Below are 24,149 nucleotides of genomic sequence, written 5' to 3' on the forward strand. Positions count from 1 at the left end.
GTCGCACGGCGCGCAACGGATGGGGAGGCAGGAACGACGGTGGCGGAACGGAGCACGGCTGCCGTCGACGTGGCAGACAACAGCGGTGACGAGCCGCTGACCGCCAAGGCGGACCAGTCCACGGCCGACGGGGTGGCCAAGAACCGGGAGCGGGACACGGAAGACGTCGAGGCACAGGGGAGTGGTGGGACCGAGAGTCCCGGAAAAGCCTCACCGCCGGAATTGCACAGCGGCCACAAGCTCGCCAGACGCTACCGGCTCGAGGAGTGCGTCACCCGTCTGGACGGGTTCAGCAGTTGGCGTGCGGTGGACGAGAAACTGCGTCGCGCCGTCGGCGTCCACATCCTGCCCGCGGACCATGCGCGGTCGCGTTCGGTCCTGGCGGCCGCCCGCTCGTCCGCGCTGCTCGGCGATCCTCGCTTCGTCCAGGTCCTGGACGCCGTCGAGGAGAACGACCTCGTCTACGTCGTCCACGAGTGGCTGCCCGACGCCACCGAACTGACGGCGCTCCTCGCGCCCGGTCCGCTGGAGGTGTACGACGCCTACCAGATGGTCAGTCAGGTGGCCTCCGCCATGGCCGCCGCCCACCGCGAGGGCCTCGCGCATCTGCGCCTGAATCCGAATGCCGTCCTGCGTACCTCGTCGGGCCAGTGGCGCATCCGCGGGCTCGCAGTGAACGCCGCGCTGCGCGGCGCCAGTTCCGACACTCCGCAGCGCACGGACACCGAAGCGGTCGGTGCCCTGCTGTACGCCGCGCTCACCCAGCGCTGGCCGTACGAGAGCGACGCCTACGGCCTGTCCGGCCTGCCCAAGGGCGTCGGCCTCATCGCCCCGGACCAGGTGCGTGCCGGCGTCCACCGCGGGCTGTCCGAGCTGTCCATGCGGGCGCTCGCCAACGACGGTGCGACCGCCTCCCGCCACGAGTCCCCGTGCACCACGCCCGAGGAACTGGTGAAGGCGATCGGCGAGATGCCCCGCATCCGCCCGCCCGAGCCGGCGTTCACCGCCCCGCCGGACTACCAGCGCACGACGTACCAGCAGGGCAGCTACGGCCGTCCGGCACCGCGTCCTGGCGTCACCCAGCCGGTGCCGACCCCGCCTCCGCCGCTGCAGAGCCGCACCGGCAGGGCGCTGAAGTGGGCCGTCTCGGCCCTCCTCATCGCCGCGCTGGGCCTGGGCAGTTGGCAGCTGGCGGACGCGCTGATGGACAGGAGCGGCAAGTCCGACGACACGAACCAGACGCAGACCGACGACGGGGACGACAAGAGCCCGACGAAGGCAGCCAGCGAACCCATCTCCATCGAAGGCGCCCGTGACTTCGACCCGTTCGGCACCGACGGCTCCGAGAATCCGGATGAAATAGACAAGATCTACGACTCCGCTTCAGGCACCTACTGGCAGACGAGCTTCTACACGAGCGCCGACTTCGGTCGGTTGAAGTCGGGTGTCGGTGTCATCGTCGATCTCGGCAAGGTCCAGCAGATCGGAAAGGTGACCGTCTCCTTCGTGGGTGACACGTCCGTCGAGCTCCGCGCCGCTTCCGGTGACACAGGGACCGAACCGACGTCCTTCGACAGCTACACAAAGGTGGCCGAAGGCTCCGGCACGAGCGTGACACTCAAGCCCGGTGAGTCCCTCAAGTCCCGCTATCTTCTGGTCTGGCTGACCCAGCTGCCGAAGCAGACCGACGACGGGCACTTCCGTGGCAGGGTCGTGGACGTCAAGGTGACCAGCTAACCGCGAAGGGGAGGGGGTCCGATGGCAGATGGCACCGCATACGGCGACGCGAGCGATCAGGACCTCCTGGCCCGTCACGTAGAGGGCGACCCCGACGCCTTCGGTGAGCTCGTGCGCCGGCATCGGGATCGGCTCTGGGCGGTGGCCCTGCGGACGCTGGGCGACCGCGAGGAGGCCGCTGACGCCGTCCAGGACGCCCTGGTCTCCGCGTACCGGGCCGCCCACACCTTCCGCGGCCAGTCGGCCGTCACGACGTGGCTGCATCGGATCACCGTCAACGCCTGCCTCGACCGTGCCCGCAAGGCCGCCTCCCGCAAGACGTCTCCGGTCGACGACACCGAGCGCCTGGAGCAGCTCCTGGAGCCGCACGAGTCGGCCTCGGCGCCCGCGGAGCGCAACGACCTCCACCGCCAGCTTCTGGAGGCGCTCGGCACCTTGCCGCCCGAACAGCGGGCCGCCCTTGTCCTCGTGGACATGCAGGGCTACCCGGTCGCGGAAGCCGCCCGCATGCTCGACGTGCCGACGGGAACGGTGAAGAGCCGCTGCGCCCGGGGCAGAGCCAGACTGCTCCCCCTCCTCACCCATCTGCGGCCGGAAAACACCGGCGACAGCAGAGATCCGGGCGCCGGACGGAACCGGACGCAGGGGACATCCGTCCCACCCGCAGCGGGACCGCCTGAAGCGGGTCCGCCGGACACGGGACCAAGCGATTCAGCTGCAGTGAAGGGCGGAGGTGGGCGAGCGTGACATCCACGACAGACACAGCCGGGCACCCGGACGTCGCGGAGATCTCCGACCTCGCCGAAGGCCTGCTGCCGCCGTCCAAGACCGCTGACGTACGTCGGCATCTGGACGAGTGTGAGCTCTGCGCCGACGTCCACGCGTCGCTGGAGGAGATCCGAGGGCTGCTCGGGACGCTGCCGGGTCCCCCGCGCATGCCCGCCGAGGTCGCGAGCCGGATCGATGCCGCCCTCGCCGCGGAGGCCCTGCTGCACGCCACGGCTCCTGAAGTGATCGATGCGTCGGCGCCCGTCGCCGTGTCATCGACCCGCCCTCCGTCCGACGCGGACGACAGCGCGCGTGTTTCACGTGAAACATCAGCCGCAGCCGACGGTCCCGCAGGCCATGCCCGCCCCTCGTCCACCGGTCCTGGCCGCAAGGAGCGCACGAAGAGCGGGCGGCGCAGGATCGCCGTCCTCGGAACCGTGTTCACGGTCGCCGCTCTGGGATTCGGTTCCGTGCTCATGTCGACGCTGAACGATGGCAAGCCCTCCGACCCCTCGGCACACGGACAGGCATCCTCCTCCGCGGACACCTTCTCCGAGAGCACTCTCGAGAAGCATGTCGGCGAGCTCGTCGACAGGAGCCAGACCTCGAACGACGGATCCCGTTCTCCGGACGACATGGGCGCCGAGAACCTTCCCGGCTCCGGACAGCCCAAGATCCTCAAGGAGCCCGCGGTGCCCCCGTGTGTCAAGAAGGGCATCGACACCAGCGGCACGACGCTCGCGCTCGAGAACGGCGTCTACAAGGGAACGGACGCTCTCCTCGTCGTGCTGCGTGATGCTTCCGATGCCACCCACGTCACCGCTTACATCATGGATGCGTCCTGTGTGGACAACGCTCCGTCCAGCAAAGCCAAGGTTCTGCTGAAGCAGTCCTACGCGCACTCCTGAGCGCGCACGCTTCGTCTTCGTCCCGCGTGGTATCCCCTACGGTGTCGCGTCTCCGTGTGCCCGGACACACCGGGAATGCTGGCCCCTTAGGATCCGTTGGGTGGGGTGAGAGTTCTGCGAGGGGCTCCCACCGGTCCGACGACGCAGTCCAGAGACGAGGAAACAAGCCGTGAGCGACGTCCGAAACGTGATCATCATCGGCTCCGGGCCCGCCGGCTACACGGCGGCGCTCTACACCGCGCGCGCGTCGCTGAAGCCGCTGGTGTTCGAGGGCGCCGTCACCGCGGGTGGTGCGCTGATGAACACCACCGAGGTGGAGAACTTCCCGGGCTTCCAGGACGGCATCATGGGCCCCGAGCTCATGGACAACATGCGCGCCCAGGCCGAGCGCTTCGGCGCCGAGCTCATCCCGGACGACATCGTCAACGTCGACCTGACCGGTGAGATCAAGACCGTCACCGACACCGCCGGTACGGTCCACAAGGCGAAGGCCGTCATCGTCACCACCGGCTCGCAGCACCGCAAGCTCGGGCTGCCGAACGAGGACGCCCTCTCCGGCCGCGGTGTCTCCTGGTGCGCCACCTGTGACGGCTTCTTCTTCAAGGACCAGGACATCGCCGTGATCGGCGGCGGCGACACCGCGATGGAGGAGGCCACCTTCCTCTCCCGCTTCGCCAAGTCCGTGACAATCGTCCACCGCCGCGACACCCTGCGCGCCTCCAAGGCGATGCAGGAGCGCGCCTTCGCCGACCCGAAGATCAAGTTCGTGTGGGACAGCGAGGTCGCCGAGGTCCAGGGCGACCAGAAGCTGGCCGGCCTGAAGCTGCGCAACCTCAAGACCGGCGAGCTCTCGGACCTCCCGGTGACCGGCCTGTTCATCGCGATCGGCCACGACCCGCGCACCGAACTCTTCAAGGGCCAGCTGGACCTCGACGAAGAGGGCTACCTGAAGGTAGAGGCCCCCTCGACCCGGACGAGCCTGACCGGTGTCTTCGGCGGCGGTGACGTGGTCGACCACACCTACCGCCAGGCGATCACCGCGGCCGGCACCGGCTGCTCGGCCGCCCTCGACGCCGAGCGTTTCCTCTCCGCCCTCGCGGACGAGGAGAAGGCCGAGCCCGAGAAGACCGCTGTCTGACCCCCCTTCCCGCCCCACCGCACCAACCAGTTAAGGAGCCCGCCGTGGCCGGCACCCTGAAGAATGTGACCGACGATTCCTTCGAGCAGGACGTCCTGAAGAGCGACAAGCCCGTCCTGGTGGACTTCTGGGCCGCCTGGTGCGGTCCGTGCCGCCAGATCGCTCCGTCCCTCGAGGCAATCGCCGCCGAGTACGGCGACAAGATCGAGGTCGTCAAGCTCAACATCGACGAGAACCCGGGTACGGCCGCCAAGTACGGCGTCATGTCCATCCCGACCCTCAACGTGTACCAGGGTGGCGAGGTCGCCAAGACCATCGTCGGTGCCAAGCCGAAGGCCGCGATCGTTCGCGACCTCGAGGACTTCATCACCGAGTGATGTTTCACGTGAAACGCGATGGGGCCGGCCCGGAAGGGCCGGCCCCATTCGCCGTTAGAGGGGTCGCAGCGCCGGTTCCTTCTGTACCGCCCCCAGGAGCCGGTCCAGCGCCATCTCCACGTCTTCCTTCCAGGAGAGCGTGGTGCGCAGCTCCAGCCTCAGCCGCGGGTACGCAGGATGAGGTCGGACCGTCTTGAAGCCCACTGCCAGGAGATGATCGGCGGGGAGCAGACAAGCGGGCTCCTTCCAGCGCGCGTCCCCGAAGGCCTCGATCGCCTTGAAGCCCCGCCGCAGCAGATCCTTGGCGACCGTCTGGACCATCACGCGTCCCAGTCCCTGACCCTGGTATCCCGGCATGATGAACGCCGTCATCAACTGCACCGCGTCAGGCGAGACAGGGCTGGTGGGAAACGCAGTCGCGCGGGGGACATAGGCCGGAGGGGCGTAGAGAACGAAGCCCACCGGCACGTCGTCGACGTAGACGACACGACCGCACGACCCCCAGTCCAACAGGACGGCGGAGAGCCACGCTTCTTTCTCCAGTGCGGGGGTTCCGGCTTTTACCGCGGCTTCGCCGCTGACTGGGTCCAACTCCCAGAAGACGCACGAGCGACAGCGCTTGGGAAGGTCCTGAAGGTTGTCCAGCGTGAGCGGTACGAGCCGACGCCCCATGAAGGCTGTTCCTCGCTTCCTTCGCCCGCCGCGTCGCGAGCGGCCGTCAGAGCGCTCCGTTCCCTGAGCAGACTGCCGACGAAGCCGCCGACCGCGCCCAGCCCCAGGCCCGCGCTCACCAGTCCGGTTCGGCTCACCGTTCGCATGGCCCCTGCCTCCCCTCAGAGGTACTGCCGGGTGGATGCGCCATACCCGAACGCATCGTATCCACGATCAGATTCCCTCGATACTGCCTGAAAGCAAAGAGCGAGCCGTGTTCCGGTACACACCGGACACGGCTCGCTCTGGCGGTCGGACGAGCGCGATGCCACCCGCCCGGCCGGAGGCTCAGCCTTCCGACTCCTCCGCCTCGCTCTCCAGAAGGCTCTTCTGGAGCGCCAGCTTCTCGCCCGGAGCGAGCGTGCTGAGGATCCGCTCGAGGTCCTCCGGGGAGGCGAACTCGACGGTGATCTTGCCCTTCTTCTGGCCCAGCTCGACCTTCACCCGCGTCTCGAACCGGTCCGAAAGACGGGTCGCGAGATCGGACAGCGCCGGGGAGACAAGAGCACCGGCACGCGGCCCCTTTGCACGCTGAGCCGTCTGCGGCCGCGACCCCATCAGGGTCACGATCTCCTCGACGGCACGCACCGAGAGCCCTTCGGCCACGATCCGGTGAGCCAACCGGTCCTGCTCCTCCGAGTCATCGACGGAGAGCAGCGCTCGGGCATGTCCGGCGGAGAGGACTCCGGCGGCCACCCGGCGCTGGACCTGCGGCGAGAGCTTCAGTAGACGCAGGGTGTTGGAGACCTGCGGGCGCGAGCGGCCGATGCGGTCCGCCAACTGGTCGTGCGTGCAGTTGAAGTCCTTCAGCAGCTGGTCGTAGGCGGCTGCCTCTTCCAGCGGGTTCAGCTGCGCACGGTGCAGGTTCTCCAGGAGGGCGTCCAGGAGGAGCTTGTCGTCGTCCGTGGCCCGCACGATCGCCGGGATCGCCTCCAGGCCGGCCTCACGGCAGGCCCGGAAGCGCCGCTCGCCCATGATGAGCTCGTAGCGCGCAGGGCCCAGCTGCCGTACGACGACGGGCTGGAGGAGACCGACCTCCTGGATGGAGGTGACCAGTTCCTGCAGTGCGTCCTCGTCGAAGACCTCACGCGGCTGGCGCGGGTTCGGCGAGATGGAGTCGAGGGGGAGTTCCGCGAAGTGGGCGCCCGCGGGAGGCGCGGGTGTCTCCACGGCGCCGTTCAGCGACGGCTCCTCGGTTTCATGTGAAACAGGCGGCAGCGTGGCCACCTTCGCCGCGGCCACGCCACGATCGGTGGTCAGCACCGGCACGGCCGCCGGAGACGTCGAAGCGCCGCCCCCCACCGCGGCCGAGGCCATCGTCTTCTCCGTCGGGGCAGCAGGGATCAGTGCGCCGAGACCGCGGCCCAAACCCCTCCGTCGCTCACTCACTGGATCCCCTCCACCATGCTCGGGTCGCTCTGTGCGCCGATGTGGGCGTGCGTCGCCTCGTAGGAGACGCCAACCCCCTTCAGCGCGATCTCTCGTGCCGCCTCAAGGTAGGACAGCGCACCGCTCGATCCTGGATCGTAGGTCAGCACCGTCTGTCCATAGCTCGGCGCCTCGGAAATACGGACGGAGCGGGGAATGCTCGTCCGCAGCACCTCGTCGCCGAAGTGGGTGCGCACCTCGTCCGCGACCTGGGACGCAAGACGCGTCCGGCCGTCATACATGGTGAGCAGAATCGTCGATACATGAAGGGTGGGGTTGAGGTGCCCCCGCACCAGATCGACATTGCGCAGCAGCTGGCCCAGTCCCTCCAGCGCGTAGTACTCGCACTGAATCGGGATGAGGACTTCCTCTCCGGCCACCAGGGCGTTGACGGTCAGCAGACCGAGCGAAGGCGGGCAGTCGATGAGGATGTAGTCCAGCGGCTGCTCGTACGCCTGGATCGCTCGCTGCAGCCGGCTCTCACGTGCCACCAGAGACACCAGCTCGATCTCCGCACCGGCGAGATCGATGGTGGCGGGGGCGCAGAAGAGGCCTTCGACATCGGGGACCGGCTGGACGACTTCCGCGAGCGGCCTGCTCTCGACCAGGACGTCGTAGATGGAAGGCACTTCGGCGTGATGGTCGATGCCCAGTGCCGTGGACGCGTTGCCCTGGGGGTCAAGGTCGATCACCAGGACACGGCCGCCGTGCAGAGCCAGCGAAGCGGCAAGGTTGACGGTCGTCGTCGTCTTGCCCACCCCGCCCTTCTGGTTGGCGACGACCATGATCCGGGTCTGCTCGGGCCGTGGCAGGCCCTCGCCGGCGCGGCCCAAAGCCTCAACCGCCAGTTGGGCAGCACGACCGATCGGAGTGTCGTCCATCGGAGGCGGTGTTTCACGTGAAACATCGTCCCCCATCGACTCGGTTCGGGGACCGGGGACCGGATCGGTCATCGGTCCCGCGATGTTGGCGTCGGACCGCAAGGATTCACTCTCCTCGACTTCAGGCTCGCAATGAACAGAGCCTCCCATGTCTTCGGGGTCGTGAACCAGTGAGGCCTGTTGTTCTGTGGAGAAATCCACCTCTGTGGACAACTCAGGAACCTCTCCGAGTGAACCGAGAGGCTTTCGGTCGCGGGGTTCGGCAGCAGCTCGGCCCCGGCTGATGATGCCGTGCAGCAGTGAGCGACGTTTCACGTGAAACACGATGCACAGCAGCCGAAGCCGAATTGCCGCGACACTCCGGCATGCATAGGTTTGGCAGCTTGTGTGGAGTACGTCTCGTCGTCAGGACGGATCAGCGACGTCGACGTGTCCGCCCCGTCCGAGCCGCCTTCGCGCGCTTCGCCGCGAAGCGCACACCGCCCGGGCTCTCCCCGACCTCCACGCGTACGACCGTGGACAGCGGATCCACCACACCCTCACCGACATGCAGGATGGACGTCTCCACCGCACCGAGCTTACTCAGCGCCGTACCGGCGGCCTTGAGCTCCTCCTCGGCCGTATCGCCCTTGAGGGCCAGCATCTCCCCGTACGGCCTCAGTAGCGGAATGCCCCATGCGGCCAGTCGGTCCAGCGGGGCCACGGCCCGTGCGGTCACCACATGCACGGGTGTGAGCTTGCCCATGACTTCCTCGGCCCGGCCGCGGACGACCGTCACATGGTCCAGGCCCAGCATCTCCACGACCTCGGTCAGGAAGGTCGTACGCCGCAGCAGGGGCTCCAGCAGCGTGATCTGCAGGTCCTCGCGGACAAGCGCCAGGGGGATGCCGGGCAGGCCGGCGCCCGAGCCCACGTCACACACCGTCACGCCCTCAGGAACCGCCTCCGAGAGTACCGCGCAGTTCAACAGGTGCCGCTCCCACAGGCGGGGCACCTCACGCGGGCCGATGAGACCGCGCTGCACCCCCGCCTCGGCGAGCAGCTCCGCGTAGCGGACCGCGTCCGCGAAGCGATCGCCGAACACCTCACGCGCCTGTTCGGGCGCGGGGGGGAGCTCCGCTGCCTCCGTCACGGGGAACCGTCCTTCCGTACCGCATGGGCGCACCGGGCGCCGACACCAGAACCACCAGAACTATCAGGCTGACAAACTTCGGCCCCGTCTGCGCTACAGACGGGGCCGGAGGAACGTACGGTCCGATCAGGCGGGAAGCACGACGACGAAGCGCTGCGGCTCCTCGCCCTCGGACTCACTGCGCAGACCCGCGGCCTTGATCGCGTCGTGCACGACCTTGCGCTCGAACGGCGTCATCGGATTCAACTTCACGGCCTCACCGGTGCTCTTCACCTCGGCGGCGGCCTTGGCGCCCAGCTCGGAGAGCTCGGCGCGCTTCTTGGCGCGGAAGCCCGCGATGTCCAGCATCAGACGGCTGCGGTCCCCGGTCTCCCGGTGCACGGCCAGGCGCGTGAGCTCCTGCAGGGCCTCCAGCACCTCGCCGTCGCGGCCGACCAGCTTCTGCAGATCGCGGCCGCCCGCGTCGCTGATGATCGAGACAGCAGCGCGGTCGGCCTCGACGTCCATGTCGATGTCGCCGTCGAGATCGGCGATGTCGAGCAGACCCTCAAGGTAGTCCGCCGCGATCTCACCCTCCTGCTCCAGGCGGGTCAGGGTGTCTGCACCCTCGGCAGCGGCGGAGGTGGTGCCTTCCGTCACGGGATGGACTCCTTCTTACTTCTTGGACGGGGACTTGGGCCGCTGCGGGCCCTTGCGCTGTCCGGACTGGGCCTTGCTGCGGGTACCACCGGTGCCGGGCTGCTTCTGGGCAGCCTTCTTGGCGGGAGCGGCGGGCTTGGCGTCCTCGGGCTCGTCGGACTTGCTCAGCGACAGAGACGACGACTCCGACTCGGATTCGGACTCCGACGTGGTCTCGCCGGCCGTCTTCGCACTGCCGGACTGACGCTGGGACTTGGTCTGCCGCTTGGGCTGCTGACGCTTGGGAGCGGCGGTGCTCGTCGGCGTACCGTCCTCGGTCTGCGCGACCGCCTGGGTCTCGCTCTTCACCACGGTGCCGTCGGTCTGGGCCGCGAGGCCCGCCTTGCTCAGACCGTTGATGAACTTGCGCTCGAACTCGTTGCGGTCACGGCCCTTGGCCACAATCGCCTTGATGATGGTGCGCTCGCTGCGCTTACGGGCCTTGCCGTGGTGCGTGACGTGCTTGTTCAGGCGCTCCAGATACGAGGCCTGGGCCTTGGAACCCGGAGTCGGGTTGTTGTGGATGACGTACATCTGCTGACCCATGGTCCACAGGTTGGTGGTCAGCCAGTAGACGAGGACACCGACCGGGAAGTTGATGCCGAAGACGGCGAACATGACCGGGAAGACGTACATCAGCATCTTCTGCTGCTGCATGAACGGCGTCTTCACCGTGGTGTCGACGTTCTTCGTCATCAGCTGGCGCTGCGTGTAGAACTGCGACGCCGACATCAGGACGATCATGATCGCGGTGACGACCCGGACGTCCGTCAGCGTGGCGCCGAGCGCCTCCACCTTGGAGGAGCTGTCGGTGAACTTCGCAGCCAGCGGGGCACCGACGATGTGCGCCTTACGGGCGCTGGCCAGCAGCGATTCGTTGATGACACCGATGGTGTCGCCCGTCGCGATGCCGTTGAGCACGTGGTACAGGGCGAAGAAGAACGGGGACTGCGCCAGGATGGGAAGGCACGAGGAGAGCGGGTTGGTACCCGTCTCCTTGTACAGCTTCATCATCTCTTCGGACTGGCGCTGCTTGTCGTTCTTGTAGCGCTCCTGGATCTTCTTCATCTCGGGCTGCAGCGTCTGCATCGCCCGGGTCGCCTTGATCTGCTTCACGAAGAGCGGGATCAGGCAGATACGGATCAGGATCACGAGGGACACGATCGACAGGCCCCAGGCCCAACCGGTGTCAGGGCCGAACAGGGCGCCGTACACCGAGTGGAACTGGACGATGACCCAGGAGACGGGTGTCGTGATGAAGCTGAAAAGACTGGCAATCGTGTCCACTAATCATGCTCCTTGGGCATGGGACGGAGTCTCTGCGGCCGGGCTCGAAGGAGTCTGCCCGGTGGCCGAGTCGGCGGCGGAGGGCCCGCCCCTGCGTGCACGCCAGGCGTTACGCAGCATTTCGTGCCACCGCGGACGCCTGCGCGGCGGGACATGGTCCACACCGCCCAGCGACCACGGATTGCACCGCAGGATGCGCCAGGCCGTGAGTGCCGTTCCCTTGATCGCACCGTGCCGGTCGATGGCCTGGTAGCCGTAGTGGGAGCACGACGGGTAGTACTTGCACACCGGCCCGAGCAGTGGGCTGATGGTCCACTGGTACAGCTTGATCAGTGCCAGCAGCGGGTACTTCATCGCGCGCCCCCTCCCAGCAGCCGCTGAAGGGCGGCATCCAGGTCTCGGGCCAGTTGTTGGTGATCGGCGTCACCCGCGTCGGGCAGCGCTCGTACGACTACCAGGCTACCGGGGGGCAACAGGGCGACCCGGTCGCGCATCAGATGGCGAAGTCTGCGCCTCACCTTGTTGCGCACGACCGCGCCGCCGACGGCTTTGCTCACGACGAAACCCGCACGCGTCGGGGGAGCGCTCTCCCCAGGCGCGTGCGGGTCCGTGGCACCGCTACGAAGATGGACGACGAGGGACGGGCGGCCGGCCCGGCGCCCTCGTCGTACTGCGGTCGCGAAGTCTTCGCGCCGCCTCAGCCGATGCTCGGTAGGCAGCACGACGTCATGACCTGATCAGGATCAGGCGGACAGGCTGGCGCGACCCTTGCCACGACGGTTCGCGAGAATCGCGCGACCGGCACGGGTACGCATCCGCAGGCGGAAGCCGTGGGTCTTCGCGCGACGACGGTTGTTCGGCTGGAAGGTGCGCTTGCTCACTCGGGGGCTCCAGAAATAAATCGTTGGTTGCGGGGTGCCGTCCTGGCTGTCACCGTGCGCCCACGAGTAGCTCGCGTCACGCCCGAGTGCACCGCTTCCCGATCACCTAGAAGCGATCTGTGCCCATCGGAGGCAGGCGGCAGCAGCCATCGACAACTCGACCTGGTCACGGTACGCGGGGCTACGCCATCCGGTCAAACCAACGGTCACGGGGAGACACTATCCACAGCCTGGGGACAACAACTTGAACCGCACCCGTCGCCCTGACTACCGTGGCTGAACTCCGATTCGTTCCCTTGTCCCCTTCTCCTGGCTCCACCCCCTTGTGAAACCCGACCCGTCCCACAACCACACGTTCGTGGGACTCGTGAGAGAGCGTGCCCTGTGGCTGACGTACCTGCCGATCTTGCCGCAGTGTGGCCACGAGTGATGGAACAACTTCTCGGTGAGGGGCGCGGGCAGGGTGTGGAGACGAAGGACGAGCACTGGATCCGGCGCTGCCAGCCCCTCGCACTCGTCGCGGACACCGCACTGCTCGCCGTACCGAACGAATTTGCGAAAGGCGTACTGGAGGGCCGCCTGGCCCCCATCGTCAGCGAGACGCTGAGCCGCGAGTGCGGCCGCCCGATCCGCATCGCGATCACCGTCGACGACTCCGCGGGCGAGCCCCCGACCCCGCTTGCGCCGCCCTCCCGGCCCCAGCCCCGCTACGAGGAGCCCGAGCTCCCCGCCGGTCAGTACGAGGGCTACGGCCGCCACCGCGCCGACGACCGCGGACCGGGTCGCCCCGAGCAGCAGTCCGGCCACCAGGGTGACCACACCCCCCGCCCCGACCAACTGCCCACCGCCCGCCCCGCGTACCCGGGCGAGTACCAGCGCCCCGAGCCCGGCGCCTGGCCGCGCCCGCCCCAGGACGAGTACAGCTGGCAGCAGCCCCGACTCGGCTTCCCGGAGCGGGACCCGTACGCGTCGCCGCAGGAGAACTACGGAGCCCCCTCGCAGGACTACCGTCCGCAGCCGATGGAGCGCTCGCCCTACGACACACAGCGCCCGGACTACGACCAACAGCGCTCCGACTACGACCAGCACCGCCCCGATTACGACCAGCGCCCGGACTACGACCAGCCACGGTCCGACTACGACCAGCGCGACGCCCGCCGGGACCGCCCCGACTCGCAGTCCGGCTCCGGTCACGTGCACCGCGGCGGCCCGGTCGGCTCCAACCTGCCCGCCTCCAGCGGCGCCCCCGGCCCCCTGGCCGCGCAGCCCGCGCCGGCCACCGGCCCCGGTGAACCGACCGCACGCCTGAACCCGAAGTACCTCTTCGACACGTTCGTCATCGGCGCCTCCAACCGCTTCGCGCACGCGGCCGCGGTGGCCGTCGCCGAGGCGCCGGCGAAGGCGTACAACCCCCTCTTCATCTACGGGGAGTCGGGACTCGGCAAGACGCACCTGCTGCACGCGATCGGGCACTACGCCCGCAGCCTCTACCCGGGCACGCGCGTGCGGTACGTGAGCTCGGAGGAGTTCACCAACGAGTTCATCAACTCCATCCGCGACGGCAAGGGCGACAGCTTCCGCAAGCGCTACCGCGAGATGGACATCCTGCTCGTCGACGACATCCAGTTCCTCGCGGACAAGGAGTCGACGCAGGAGGAGTTCTTCCACACCTTCAACACGCTCCACAACGCGAACAAGCAGATCGTGCTGTCCAGCGACCGGCCGCCGAAGCAGCTGGTCACGCTGGAGGACCGGCTGAGGAACCGTTTCGAGTGGGGCCTGATCACCGACGTCCAGCCGCCCGAGCTGGAGACGCGTATCGCGATCCTCCGCAAGAAGGCGGTGCAGGAGCAGCTCAACGCCCCGCCGGAGGTGCTGGAGTTCATCGCCTCCCGGATCTCGCGCAACATCCGCGAGCTGGAGGGGGCGCTGATCCGGGTGACGGCGTTCGCGTCGCTCAACCGGCAACCGGTGGACCTCGGCCTCACCGAGATCGTCCTCAAGGACCTCATCCCCGGCGGCGACGACGGGGCGCCCGAAATCACGTCGACAGCCATCATGAGCGCGACCGCCGACTACTTCGGCCTCACGGTCGAGGACCTGTGCGGCACCTCGCGCGGCCGCGCGCTGGTGACGGCCCGCCAGATCGCCATGTACCTGTGCCGCGAGCTGACGGACCTCTCGCTGCCGAAGATCGGCGCGCTGTTCGGCGGCCGCGACCACACGACGGTCATGCACGCCGACCGCAAGATCCGCAATCTGATGGCCGAGCGGCGCTCCATCTACAACCAGGTCACCGAGCTGACGAACCGCATCAAGAACGGCTGACAGAGCCGGTCGTACGGCGCCGAGGGCGCTCCTGGGACGAGGTCCCGGGGGCGCCTTTCGCCATCTCCGGGGGCGCCCCTCGTCATTCCCGGAGCACCCGCTGTTCGAATAGCTGCCGCGTTACGGCCACTCTCCACAGATTCGGCGACTTTCTCCCGTCCACACCCTGGGGACTGGGAAGTTGTCCAGATCACGGTCCACAGGGCGCTTGTTGAAAGACCATCAGACCAGGTCAGGTGGTTGTGGATTGGTGGACGAAGGATCTCCACAGACTGTGGACAGTCGCGTGATCCACAACCTGTGCACGGAGTTGTCCACCGGCAACCCACAGGCTGAGCCCGGTTGTCCCCAGCGATCCCCAGCTTCTCCACATCGCTGTCCACTGTTCGGCAACGCGACGCGCCAGATCACCGAGTCGAGTGAAAGGCGTCACACGAAGGTGCCGGGTTGCCCTGTGGGAAAGGTGGGTAAAGCTGGGGACGGCGCTGGGGAGAAGTCGCCTTGGGCTGTGCATGGAGTGTGCAGAACTTTCCGTTCTCCACAGATGCGCCCAGTTGTCCACCGCCTCCGCCCACAGGGCCCGTGGACAAAATTTCGGTGCTGACCTGCGCAAACACGGTTATCCACCGTTTCCACAGCCCCTACTACTACTCCCAACTAGAGAGAGCTGGGAATCCGTTTCGAAGGGGGTCCTGTGCACAACTCGCTGTCCGGCTCCCGACTGCCCCTCGTCACGACTTGACCCCGAGAGGCACCTACTGTCAGTGGGGTGCGTCAGACTGTTCCCCGGTGTCCTTCCCCTCACTGGGGCCGACGACACCGAGACAGACGACGAAGCCAGGCAGGCCGAGAAGCGCCGGCAACAGCAGGAGGCGGCAACAGTGAAGATCCGGGTGGAACGCGACGTACTCGCGGAGGCAGTGGCCTGGGCGGCACGCAGCCTCCCGGCCCGTCCGCCGGCGCCTGTCCTCGCCGGCCTTCTGCTGAAGGCCGAGGAAGGCCAGCTGAGCCTGTCCAGCTTCGACTACGAGGTCTCCGCGAGGGTCTCCGTGGACGCCGAGGTCGAGGAGGAGGGCACCGTCCTCGTCTCCGGCCGGCTCCTCGCCGACATCTGCCGCGCCCTCCCCAACCGCCCGGTGGAGATTTCCACAGACGGTGTACGGGCGACCGTGGTCTGCGGTTCCTCGCGATTCACACTCCACACCCTGCCTGTGGAGGAGTACCCGGCGCTGCCGCAGATGCCGACCGCCACCGGCACCGTCCCCGGTGAGGTCTTCGCCTCCGCCGCCGCTCAGGTGGCCATCGCGGCCGGCCGTGACGACACGCTGCCGGTCCTCACGGGTGTGCGCATCGAGATCGAGGGCGACACCGTCACGCTGGCGTCCACCGACCGCTACCGCTTCGCGGTCCGTGAGTTCCTGTGGAAGCCGGAGAACCCGGAGGCGTCCGCGGTGGCCCTGGTGCCCGCCAAGACGCTCCTGGACACCGCCAAGGCCCTCACGAGCGGCGACAGCGTCATCCTGGCGCTCTCCGGCTCGGGCGCGGGCGAGGGTCTGATCGGTTTCGAGGGCGCCGGCCGTCGTACGACGACGCGCCTCCTGGAGGGCGACCTTCCGAAGTACCGCTCGCTGTTCCCGACGGAGTTCAACTCCATCGCCGTCATCGAGACCGCCCCCTTCGTAGAGGCTGTCAAGCGCGTGGCCCTGGTCGCCGAGCGCAACACCCCGGTGCGGCTCAGCTTCGAACAGGGCGTGCTCATCCTGGAGGCCGGTTCCAGCGACGACGCACAGGCTGTGGAGAGGGTCGACGCCCAGCTGGAGGGCGACGACGTGTCGATCGCCTTCAACCCGACCTTCCTGCTGGACGGCCTGAGCGCCATCGACTCCCCGGTGGCCCAGCTGTCCTTCACGACGTCCACCAAGCCGGCGCTGCTCAGCGGCAAGCCGGCCCTGGACGCCGAGGCGGACGAGGCCTACAAGTACCTGATCATGCCTGTGCGACTGAGTGGCTGAGCAGGCGAGCAGGCTTGAGCTGGACGACTGCTGAGGGTGTGGGGGTTATGCCCCACAAGGTCGCAGCATGCCGGTGCGGCTCAGCGGCTGATCAACCCCGTCAGAGAACCCGCAGGTCGGGGCATACGTTTGAGCGCGTATGCCCACAGGTGTGCGTGAGCGTCCGGGTTTAGGCTCGGACGTAGGTACGAAGGTGCCACACACGCCACAGCAACCTAAGGAACAACTGATGGAGCTCGGTCTCGTCGGCCTCGGCAAGATGGGCGGCAACATGCGCGAGCGGATCCGCCGCGCAGGCCACACCGTCATCGGATACGACCGCAACCCGGACCTCGCCGATGTCCACAGCCTGGAAGAGCTTGTGGGCAAGCTCAAGGGCCCGCGTGTGGTGTGGGTGATGGTTCCCGCCGGTGCCGCGACCCAGTCCACCGTCGACGAGCTCGGCGAGCTGCTGGAGCCCGGTGACGTCGTCGTGGACGGCGGCAACTCGCGCTGGACGGACGACGAGAAGCACGCCGAGGAGCTGGCGGCCAAGGGCATCGGCTTCGTCGACTGCGGTGTCTCGGGCGGTGTGTGGGGCCTGGAGAACGGCTACGCGCTGATGTACGGCGGTGACGCGGAGAACGTCGCCAAGGTGCAGCCGGTCTTCGACGCGCTGAAGCCCGAGGGCGACCTCGGCTCGGTGCACGCCGGCAAGGTCGGCGCGGGCCACTTCGCGAAGATGGTCCACAACGGCATCGAGTACGCGATGATGCAGGCCTATGCCGAGGGCTGGGAGCTGCTGGAGAAGGTCGACTCCGTGACGGACGTCCGGGAGGTCTTCCGCTCCTGGCAGGAGGGCACGGTCATCCGCTCCTGGCTGCTGGACCTGGCGGTCAACGCCCTCGACGAGGACGAGCACCTGGAGAAGCTGCGCGGTTTCGCACAGGACTCCGGCGAAGGCCGCTGGACTGTGGAGGCCGCCATCGACAACGCGGTGCCGCTGCCGGCGATCACCGCGTCGCTGTTCGCGCGGTTCGCCTCCCGCCAGGAGGACTCGCCGCAGATGAAGATGATCGCGGCGCTGCGCAACCAGTTCGGCGGCCACGCGGTAGAGAAGAAGTAATCCACAGGACTGCTGAGCAGTCCACAAGCCGGGGGAGGTCGGCGACCGACCATGCACGTCACGCACCTGTCGCTGGCCGACTTCCGCTCGTACGCCCGGGTCGAGGTTCCGCTCGACCCGGGCGTCACCGCGTTCGTGGGCCCCAACGGGCAGGGCAAGACGAACCTGGTCGAGGCGATCGGCTATCTCGCCACCCTCGGCAGCCACCGTGTCTCCTCGGATGCTCCCCTGGTCCGCATGGGCGCCGATCGCGCGGTGATCCGGGCGCAGGTCAAGCAGGGCGAGCGGCAGCAACTGGTCGAGCTGGAGCTGAACCCCGGCAAGGCGAACCGCGCCCGTATCAACAGGTCGTCGCAGGTCAGGCCGCGGGACGTGCTGGGGATCGTACGGACCGTGCTGTTCGCGCCCGAGGACCTCGCTCTGGTGAAGGGCGATCCGGGCGAGCGGCGGCGTTTCCTCGACGAGCTGATCACCGCCCGCTCGCCGCGCATGGCCGGGGTCCGCTCCGACTACGAGCGGGTGCTCAAGCAGCGCAACACCCTGCTGAAGTCGGCCGCCCTCGCGAGAAGGCACGGCGGCCGCTCGATGGACCTTTCCACCCTCGACGTGTGGGACCAGCATCTCGCGCGTGTGGGTGCCGAGTTGCTCGCCCAGCGGCTCGATCTGATCGCCTCGATCCAGCCGCTGGCCGACAAGGCGTACGAGCAACTGGCCCCCGGCGGCGGCCCGGTCGCGCTGGAGTACAAGCCGTCCGCGCCCGGTGAGGCGCACACGCGCGAGCATCTCTACGAGCAGCTGACGGGGGCGCTCGCCGAGGTGCGCAAGCAGGAGATCGAGCGGGGCGTCACCCTCGTAGGACCTCATCGGGACGATGTGATTCTCAAACTCGGTCAGTTGCCGGCCAAGGGATACGCCTCGCACGGCGAGTCGTGGTCCTACGCGCTCGCGCTGCGCCTGGCCTCCTACGACCTGCTGCGTGCCGAGGGCAACGAGCCGGTGCTGATCCTCGACGACGTCTTCGCGGAGCTGGACACCCGTCGCCGTGAGCGGCTGGCCGAGCTGGTCGCGCCCGGCGAGCAGGTGCTGGTGACGGCGGCGGTGGACGACGACGTACCGCACGTACTGGCGGGGACGCGGTACTCCGTGGCGGAGGGGACGGTGGAGCGCGTATGACCACAGAGGAACCCACCGAACCCACCCCGAAGAAGGCCCCCGAACCCTCCGGCGTCGACCTCGCGCGCGTGGCGCTCAGGGCCGCGAAGGAACAGGCACGCGCGCGTGGGGACGCGGCGCAGCAGAAGAAGCAGGCGCGGCGGGGCGGTCTGCGCTCCGGCGCGCGCGCCGACGGTCGCGACCCCATGGCGTTCGGCGCTGCCATTAACCGCTTGATCACCGAGCGGGGTTGGGAGACCCCGGCCGCGGTGGGCGGTGTGATGGGCCGCTGGCCTCAGATCGTGGGCGAGGACCTGGCCAAGCACTGTGTGCCGGAGAAGTACGACGAGGAGGAGCGGGTCCTGGTCGTACGCTGCGACTCCACGGCGTGGGCGACGAACCTGCGCCTGCTCGCCCCGCAGCTGGTCGCGCGCCTCAACGAGGATCTGGGCCACGGCGCGGTGAAGTTGATCAAGGTGAACGGCCCTGGTGGTCCCCCTCGCCGTTACGGCCCCCTGCGTGCTCCGGGCAGCACGGGACCCGGTGACACCTACGGGTGATGGACGTCACATTCACGGCCGTCGGCGGTGCTGTCGCAGCACCGCCGACGGCTTTGTCGTACGCCTGGACGCGGTTGCGAATTCCGACCTGACTCCCAAGTAGCCAAGGGTTGACAGCCAGAAGCGCTGAGTGCCTCCGTGAGCCTCTTGGAGCCCCGCTCCGTATATGGGGACCCGGAGGATGCCGGTTCAGGGCGCCACATGAGGACTCAGGTACCGGCAAACCCCCATCACTGTCGGCGCTACCGGTAGACTGGAAGCTAATCCCGCCCCACTTGTGGGACGCACCGAGCAACGCTGACTAAGGCTTACCAACGCAACACGCCGCAGCCGCTCCGGCCACCCGCCGGGAGCTTGGCTTGTGCTGTGCCAGAAAGGGCGCTTCGTGGCCGATTCCGGCAACCCCAACGAGAACATCCCGTCCACCGACGCCGGCATGAACGGCGAGGTCACCGCCTCGTACGACGCCAGCGCCATCACCGTCCTCGAGGGTCTGGACGCGGTCCGCAAGCGACCCGGTATGTACATCGGCTCGACCGGTGAGCGCGGACTTCACCACCTTGTGCAAGAGGTCGTCGACAACTCCGTCGACGAGGCACTGGCCGGCCACGCGGACACCATCGACGTCACGATCCTCGCCGACGGCGGCGTGCGTGTTGTCGACAACGGCCGTGGTATCCCGGTCGGCATCGTCCCCTCCGAGGGCAAGCCGGCCGTCGAGGTCGTGCTGACGGTCCTGCACGCGGGCGGAAAGTTCGGCGGCGGCGGCTACGCGGTCTCCGGCGGTCTGCACGGCGTGGGTGTCTCCGTCGTGAACGCCCTGTCGACCAAGGTCTCCGTCGAGATCAAGACCGACGGCCACCGCTGGACGCAGGACTACAAGTTGGGCGTCCCGACGGCCCCGCTTGCCAAGCACGAGGCCACGGACGAGCACGGCACCACGGTCACCTTCTGGGCCGACCCGGACATCTTCGAGACCACCGAGTACTCCTTCGAGACGCTCTCGCGGCGCTTCCAGGAGATGGCGTTCCTCAACAAGGGTCTGAGGATCAACCTCACCGACGAGCGCGAATCGGCGAAGGCCACGGCCGGGGCGGACGAGGCGGGCGAGGACGAGAAGCACGAGGTCAAGACCGTCTCGTACCACTACGAGGGCGGCATCGTCGACTTCGTGAAGTACCTCAACTCCCGCAAGGGAGAAGTGGTGCACCCCACCGTGATCGACCTCGAGGCCGAGGACAAGGACAAGAGCCTTTCCCTCGAGCTCGCCATGCAGTGGAACGGTGGTTACAGCGAGGGTGTGTACTCCTTCGCCAACATCATCCACACGCACGAGGGCGGTACGCACGAAGAGGGCTTCCGCGCGGCGCTGACGAACCTGGTCAACAAGTACGCGCGCGACAAGAAGCTGCTGCGCGAGAAGGACGACAACCTCACGGGTGACGACATCCGCGAGGGTCTGACGGCGATCATCTCGGTGAAGCTGAGCGAGCCGCAGTTCGAGGGCCAGACCAAGACCAAGCTGGGCAACACCGAGGTCAAGACCTTCGTCCAGAAGGTGGTCTACGAGCACCTCAACGACTGGTTGGACCGCAACCCGAACGAGGCCGCGGACATCGTCCGCAAGGGCATCCAGGCGGCCACCGCGCGCGTGGCGGCCCGCAAGGCCCGCGACCTGACCCGTCGCAAGGGCCTCCTCGAGACCGCGTCCCTGCCGGGCAAGCTCTCCGACTGCCAGTCGAACGACCCCACCAAGTGCGAGATCTTCATCGTCGAGGGTGACTCCGCCGGCGGCTCGGCCAAGTCCGGCCGGAACCCCGAGTACCAGGCGATCCTCCCGATCCGAGGCAAGATCCTCAACGTCGAGAAGGCGCGGATCGACAAGATCCTGCAGAACCAGGAGATCCAGGCGCTGATCTCGGCCTTCGGCACCGGAGTCCACGAGGACTTCGACATCGAGAAGCTGCGCTATCACAAGATCATCCTGATGGCGGACGCCGACGTCGACGGTCAGCACATCAGCACCCTGCTGCTGACCTTCCTGTTCCGCTTCATGCGGCCGCTGGTCGAGGCCGGGCACGTGTTCCTGTCGCGTCCCCCGCTGTACAAGATCAAGTGGGGCCGTGACGACTTCGAGTACGCGTACTCGGACCGTGAGCGCGACGCGCTGATCGAGCTGGGCCGGCAGAACGGCAAGCGGATCAAGGAAGACTCGATCCAGCGCTTCAAGGGTCTCGGCGAGATGAACGCCGAGGAGCTGCGCATCACCACGATGGACCAGGAGCACCGCGTCCTCGGCCAGGTCACCCTGGACGACGCCGCCCAGGCCGACGACCTGTTCTCGGTCCTCATGGGCGAGGACGTCGAGGCGCGCCGCCAGTTCATCCAGCGCAACGCCAAGGACGTCCGCTTCCTCGACATCTGAGTCGGTCTCAGCTGACCGCACCAGGAAGGATCTTCACCAGCAATGGCCGACGAGAACACTCCCAGTACGCCTGAAGAGGGCGTCATCGCCCAGCGCGTCGAGCCCGTCGGGCTCGAGACGGAGATGCAGCGCTCGTATCTCGACTACGCGATGTCCGTCATCGTGTCGCGGGCGCTGCCCGACGTCCGGGACGGTCTCAAGCCCGTCCACCGCCGCGTCCTGTACGCCATGTACGACGGCGGCTACCGGCCCGAGAAGGGCTTCTACAAGTGCGCCCGTGTCGTCGGCGACGTCATGGGTAACTACCACCCGCACGGCGACTCCTCGATCTACGACGCGCTGGTCCGCCTCGCGCAGCCGTGGTCGATGCGGATGCCGCTGGTGGACTCCAACGGCAACTTCGGCTCTCCGGGCAACGACCCGGCGGCCGCCATGCGCTACACCGAGTGCAAGATGGCGCCGCTGTCGATGGAGATGGTCCGTGACATCGACGAGGAGACCGTCGACTTCACGGACAACTACGACGGCCGCTCCCAGGAGCCGACCGTCCTGCCGGCCCGCTTCCCGAACCTGCTGATCAACGGCTCGGCCGGTATCGCGGTCGGCATGGCGACCAACATCCCGCCGCACAACCTGCGCGAGGTCGCGGCCGGCGCCCAGTGGTGCCTGGAGAACCCGGAAGCCAGTCACGAGGAGCTGCTCGACGCCCTCATCGAGCGCATCAAGGGCCCGGACTTCCCGACCGGCGCGCTCGTCGTCGGCCGTAAGGGCATCGAGGAGGCGTACCGCACGGGCCGTGGCTCCATCACCATGCGCGCGGTCGTCGAGGTCGAGGAGATCCAGAACCGCCAGTGCCTGGTGGTGACGGAACTGCCGTACCAGACCAACCCCGACAACCTTGCGCAGAAGATCGCCGACCTGGTGAAGGACGGCAAGGTCGGCGGCATCGCGGACGTCCGGGACGAGACCAGTTCTCGTACGGGCCAGCGTCTCGTCATCGTCCTGAAGCGTGACGCGGTCGCCAAGGTCGTACTGAACAACCTGTACAAGCACACGGATCTGCAGTCCAACTTCAGCGCCAACATGCTGGCGCTGGTCGACGGTGTGCCGAGGACCCTCTCGCTGGACGCGTTCATCCGCCACTGGGTGACGCACCAGATCGAGGTCATCGTCCGGCGTACGAAGTTCCGGCTGCGCAAGGCCGAGGAGCGGGCGCACATCCTGCGCGGTCTGCTGAAGGCCCTGGACGCCATCGACGAGGTCATCGCGCTGATCCGGCGCAGCGACACCGTCGAGATCGCGCGCGCGGGCCTGATGGACCTCCTGGAGATCGACGAGATCCAGGCGAACGCCATCCTCGAGATGCAGCTGCGCCGACTGGCCGCTCTGGAGCGCCAGAAGATCATCCAGGAGCACGACGAACTCCAGGCGAAGATCACCGAGTACAACGCGATCCTGGCCTCGCCGGTCCGCCAGCGCGGCATCGTGAGCGCGGAACTCGCCGCGATCGTCGAGAAGTTCGGCGACGACCGCAAGACCATGCTGGTGCCCTACGACGGTGACATGTCCATCGAGGATCTGATCGCCGAGGAGGACATCGTCGTCACGGTCACGCGCGGCGGTTACGTCAAGCGCACCAAGGCCGTCGACTACCGGGCGCAGAAGCGCGGCGGCAAGGGCGTACGCGGCACGAAGCTCAAGGAAGACGACATCGTCGACCACTTCTTCGTGTCGACCACGCACCACTGGCTGCTGTTCTTCACCAACAAGGGCCGCGTCTACCGGGCGAAGGCGTACGAGCTGCCCGACGCCGGACGTGACGCGCGTGGACAGCACGTCGCGAACCTGCTGGCCTTCCAGCCGGACGAGGCGATCGCCGAGATCCTCGCGATCCGCACCTACGAGGTGGCGCCGTACCTGGTGCTGGCCACAAAGGGCGGCCTGGTCAAGAAGACGCCTCTGAAGGATTACGATTCGCCGCGTTCCGGTGGTGTCATCGCGATCAACCTCCGTGAGACGGAGGACGGTTCCGACGACGAACTGATCGGAGCCGAACTCGTTTCGGCCGACGACGATCTGCTTCTGATCAGCAAGAAGGCACAGTCGATCAGGTTCACCGCCACGGACGACAGCCTGCGGCCCATGGGCCGTGCCACCTCGGGTGTCAAGGGCATGAGCTTCCGCGAGAGCGACCAGCTGCTCTCGATGAATGTTGTTCGACCCGGTACGTTCGTGTTCACTGCTACGGACGGTGGGTACGCAAAGCGGACCGCCGTCGACGAGTACCGCGTCCAGGGTCGCGGCGGCCTCGGCATCAAGGCCGCCAAGATCGTCGAGGACCGCGGATCGCTCGTCGGTGCGCTGGTGGTCGAGGAGACCGACGAGATCCTCGCCATCACGCTCGGCGGCGGTGTGATTCGTACGCGAGTCAACGAGGTCAGGGAGACGGGCCGTGACACCATGGGCGTCCAACTGATCAACCTGGGCAAGCGCGATGCCGTGGTCGGCATCGCTCGTAACGCCGAGGCGGGGCGCGAGGCGGAGGAGGTCGACGGCGATGTGGCCGACGACGAGACCGCCGAGGGTGTCGCGACCACCGGCACGGACGAGGGTGAGGCGCCCTCGGCCGAGTAGGACGAGG

Annotated in this window: 21 protein-coding genes; 12 read left to right on the forward strand and 9 right to left on the reverse strand. The window is 67.7% G+C overall.

Annotation, left to right across the window (positions count from 1 at the left end; translation table 11 throughout):
- The first annotated feature begins 39 nt into the window (after positions 1–39).
- From IG08_RS0127845 to trxA, 5 genes are all read left to right on the forward strand, one after another.
- Entirely contained in the window at positions 40–1,737 is a 1,698-nt protein-coding gene (locus IG08_RS0127845) for a protein kinase family protein (RefSeq protein WP_030608074.1), read from the forward strand.
- 21 nt (positions 1,738–1,758) lie between these two features.
- A complete protein-coding gene (gene sigM / locus IG08_RS0127850; protein WP_030608078.1) occupies positions 1,759–2,484 on the forward strand; it encodes an RNA polymerase sigma factor SigM in 726 nt (241 codons plus the stop codon).
- Positions 2,481–3,413, forward strand: a complete 933-nt coding sequence (locus IG08_RS0127855; RefSeq protein ID WP_030608081.1) for an anti-sigma factor family protein — start codon at positions 2,481–2,483, stop codon at positions 3,411–3,413. Before sigM ends, IG08_RS0127855 begins: the two co-directional genes overlap by 4 nt.
- A gap of 169 nt (positions 3,414–3,582) precedes the next feature.
- On the forward strand, positions 3,583–4,551 hold the full coding sequence (gene trxB, locus IG08_RS0127860) for a thioredoxin-disulfide reductase (RefSeq protein WP_030608085.1): 969 nt from the start codon (positions 3,583–3,585) through the stop codon (positions 4,549–4,551).
- 44 nt (positions 4,552–4,595) lie between these two features.
- Positions 4,596–4,928 carry a thioredoxin gene (gene trxA / locus IG08_RS0127865; protein WP_030608088.1) on the forward strand — a complete coding sequence of 111 codons (333 nt, stop codon included), beginning with the start codon at positions 4,596–4,598 and terminating at the stop codon, positions 4,926–4,928.
- Between the two features lie 54 nt (positions 4,929–4,982).
- Here the strand turns inward: trxA and IG08_RS0127870 are convergent, their stop codons facing one another.
- From IG08_RS0127870 to rpmH, 9 genes are all read right to left on the reverse strand, one after another.
- The gene (locus tag IG08_RS0127870) at positions 4,983–5,600 is read right to left on the reverse strand and encodes a GNAT family N-acetyltransferase (protein ID WP_030608091.1); all 618 of its coding nucleotides are present in this window, start codon (positions 5,598–5,600) and stop codon (positions 4,983–4,985) included.
- A gap of 327 nt (positions 5,601–5,927) precedes the next feature.
- Positions 5,928–7,028 carry a ParB/RepB/Spo0J family partition protein gene (locus IG08_RS0127875; RefSeq protein ID WP_030608094.1) on the reverse strand — a complete coding sequence of 367 codons (1,101 nt, stop codon included), beginning with the start codon at positions 7,026–7,028 and terminating at the stop codon, positions 5,928–5,930.
- Positions 7,025–8,098, reverse strand: coding sequence for a ParA family protein (locus IG08_RS0127880; RefSeq protein ID WP_078655782.1), 1,074 nt, complete (start codon positions 8,096–8,098; stop codon positions 7,025–7,027). The genes IG08_RS0127875 and IG08_RS0127880 overlap by 4 nt, the downstream gene beginning before the upstream one ends.
- Positions 8,099–8,363: 265 nt before the next feature.
- On the reverse strand, positions 8,364–9,080 hold the full coding sequence (gene rsmG / locus IG08_RS0127885) for a 16S rRNA (guanine(527)-N(7))-methyltransferase RsmG (protein ID WP_030608100.1): 717 nt from the start codon (positions 9,078–9,080) through the stop codon (positions 8,364–8,366).
- Positions 9,081–9,206: 126 nt separating this feature from the next.
- The gene (locus tag IG08_RS0127890) at positions 9,207–9,719 is read right to left on the reverse strand and encodes a Jag family protein (RefSeq protein WP_030608103.1); all 513 of its coding nucleotides are present in this window, start codon (positions 9,717–9,719) and stop codon (positions 9,207–9,209) included.
- Between the two features lie 15 nt (positions 9,720–9,734).
- Positions 9,735–11,045, reverse strand: coding sequence for a membrane protein insertase YidC (yidC, locus tag IG08_RS0127895; protein WP_030608106.1), 1,311 nt, complete (start codon positions 11,043–11,045; stop codon positions 9,735–9,737).
- Positions 11,046–11,048: 3 nt separating this feature from the next.
- On the reverse strand, positions 11,049–11,399 hold the full coding sequence (gene yidD, locus IG08_RS0127900; RefSeq protein ID WP_030608109.1) for a membrane protein insertion efficiency factor YidD: 351 nt from the start codon (positions 11,397–11,399) through the stop codon (positions 11,049–11,051).
- Entirely contained in the window at positions 11,396–11,767 is a 372-nt protein-coding gene (gene rnpA, locus IG08_RS57450; protein ID WP_078655783.1) for a ribonuclease P protein component, read from the reverse strand. The genes yidD and rnpA overlap by 4 nt, the downstream gene beginning before the upstream one ends.
- 21 nt (positions 11,768–11,788) lie before the next feature.
- Complete coding sequence (gene rpmH, locus IG08_RS0127910) at positions 11,789–11,926, reverse strand: 50S ribosomal protein L34 (protein WP_006381191.1); 138 nt, start codon at positions 11,924–11,926, stop codon at positions 11,789–11,791.
- Positions 11,927–12,310: 384 nt separating this feature from the next.
- Between rpmH and dnaA the strand changes: the two genes are divergently transcribed.
- The 7 genes from dnaA to gyrA all read left to right on the forward strand — a co-directional run bounded on the left by dnaA (position 12,311) and on the right by gyrA (position 24,142).
- Positions 12,311–14,254 (forward strand): chromosomal replication initiator protein DnaA, encoded by a 1,944-nt coding sequence (gene dnaA, locus IG08_RS0127915; protein WP_078655784.1) that lies wholly within the window; start codon positions 12,311–12,313, stop codon positions 14,252–14,254.
- Positions 14,255–15,135: 881 nt separating this feature from the next.
- Positions 15,136–16,266, forward strand: coding sequence for a DNA polymerase III subunit beta (gene dnaN / locus IG08_RS0127920; protein WP_030608118.1), 1,131 nt, complete (start codon positions 15,136–15,138; stop codon positions 16,264–16,266).
- A gap of 229 nt (positions 16,267–16,495) precedes the next feature.
- Positions 16,496–17,371 (forward strand): phosphogluconate dehydrogenase (NAD(+)-dependent, decarboxylating), encoded by an 876-nt coding sequence (gnd, locus tag IG08_RS0127925; protein WP_030608121.1) that lies wholly within the window; start codon positions 16,496–16,498, stop codon positions 17,369–17,371.
- Positions 17,372–17,422: 51 nt separating this feature from the next.
- Complete coding sequence (gene recF / locus IG08_RS0127930) at positions 17,423–18,544, forward strand: DNA replication/repair protein RecF (RefSeq protein ID WP_030608126.1); 1,122 nt, start codon at positions 17,423–17,425, stop codon at positions 18,542–18,544.
- A complete protein-coding gene (locus IG08_RS0127935) occupies positions 18,541–19,083 on the forward strand; it encodes a DciA family protein (RefSeq protein ID WP_030608129.1) in 543 nt (180 codons plus the stop codon). Before recF ends, IG08_RS0127935 begins: the two co-directional genes overlap by 4 nt.
- Positions 19,084–19,468: 385 nt before the next feature.
- The gene (gene gyrB, locus IG08_RS0127940) at positions 19,469–21,508 is read left to right on the forward strand and encodes a DNA topoisomerase (ATP-hydrolyzing) subunit B (protein ID WP_106981039.1); all 2,040 of its coding nucleotides are present in this window, start codon (positions 19,469–19,471) and stop codon (positions 21,506–21,508) included.
- Positions 21,509–21,550: 42 nt separating this feature from the next.
- Positions 21,551–24,142 (forward strand): DNA gyrase subunit A, encoded by a 2,592-nt coding sequence (gene gyrA / locus IG08_RS0127945; RefSeq protein WP_030608135.1) that lies wholly within the window; start codon positions 21,551–21,553, stop codon positions 24,140–24,142.
- The last annotated feature ends 7 nt before the right edge of the window (positions 24,143–24,149 follow it).

Origin of the sequence: Streptomyces fulvoviolaceus (genome assembly GCF_000718165.1) — a bacterium.
Taxonomy (GTDB): domain Bacteria; phylum Actinomycetota; class Actinomycetes; order Streptomycetales; family Streptomycetaceae; genus Streptomyces; species Streptomyces fulvoviolaceus.

Bases quoted from the DNA above. Each gene is read 5' to 3' on its own strand.
- sigM (WP_030608078.1), top strand. From the start codon at position 1,759: ATGGCAGATGGCACCGCATACGGCGACGCGAGCGATCAGGACCTCCTG.
- IG08_RS0127870 (WP_030608091.1), bottom strand. From the start codon at position 5,600: ATGGGGCGTCGGCTCGTACCGCTCACGCTGGACAACCTTCAGGACCTT.
- IG08_RS0127880 (WP_078655782.1), bottom strand. From the start codon at position 8,098: ATGGGAGGCTCTGTTCATTGCGAGCCTGAAGTCGAGGAGAGTGAATCC.
- yidD (WP_030608109.1), bottom strand. From the start codon at position 11,399: ATGAAGTACCCGCTGCTGGCACTGATCAAGCTGTACCAGTGGACCATC.
- gnd (WP_030608121.1), top strand. From the start codon at position 16,496: ATGGAGCTCGGTCTCGTCGGCCTCGGCAAGATGGGCGGCAACATGCGC.
- recF (WP_030608126.1), top strand. From the start codon at position 17,423: ATGCACGTCACGCACCTGTCGCTGGCCGACTTCCGCTCGTACGCCCGG.
- IG08_RS0127935 (WP_030608129.1), top strand. From the start codon at position 18,541: ATGACCACAGAGGAACCCACCGAACCCACCCCGAAGAAGGCCCCCGAA.
- gyrA (WP_030608135.1), top strand. From the start codon at position 21,551: ATGGCCGACGAGAACACTCCCAGTACGCCTGAAGAGGGCGTCATCGCC.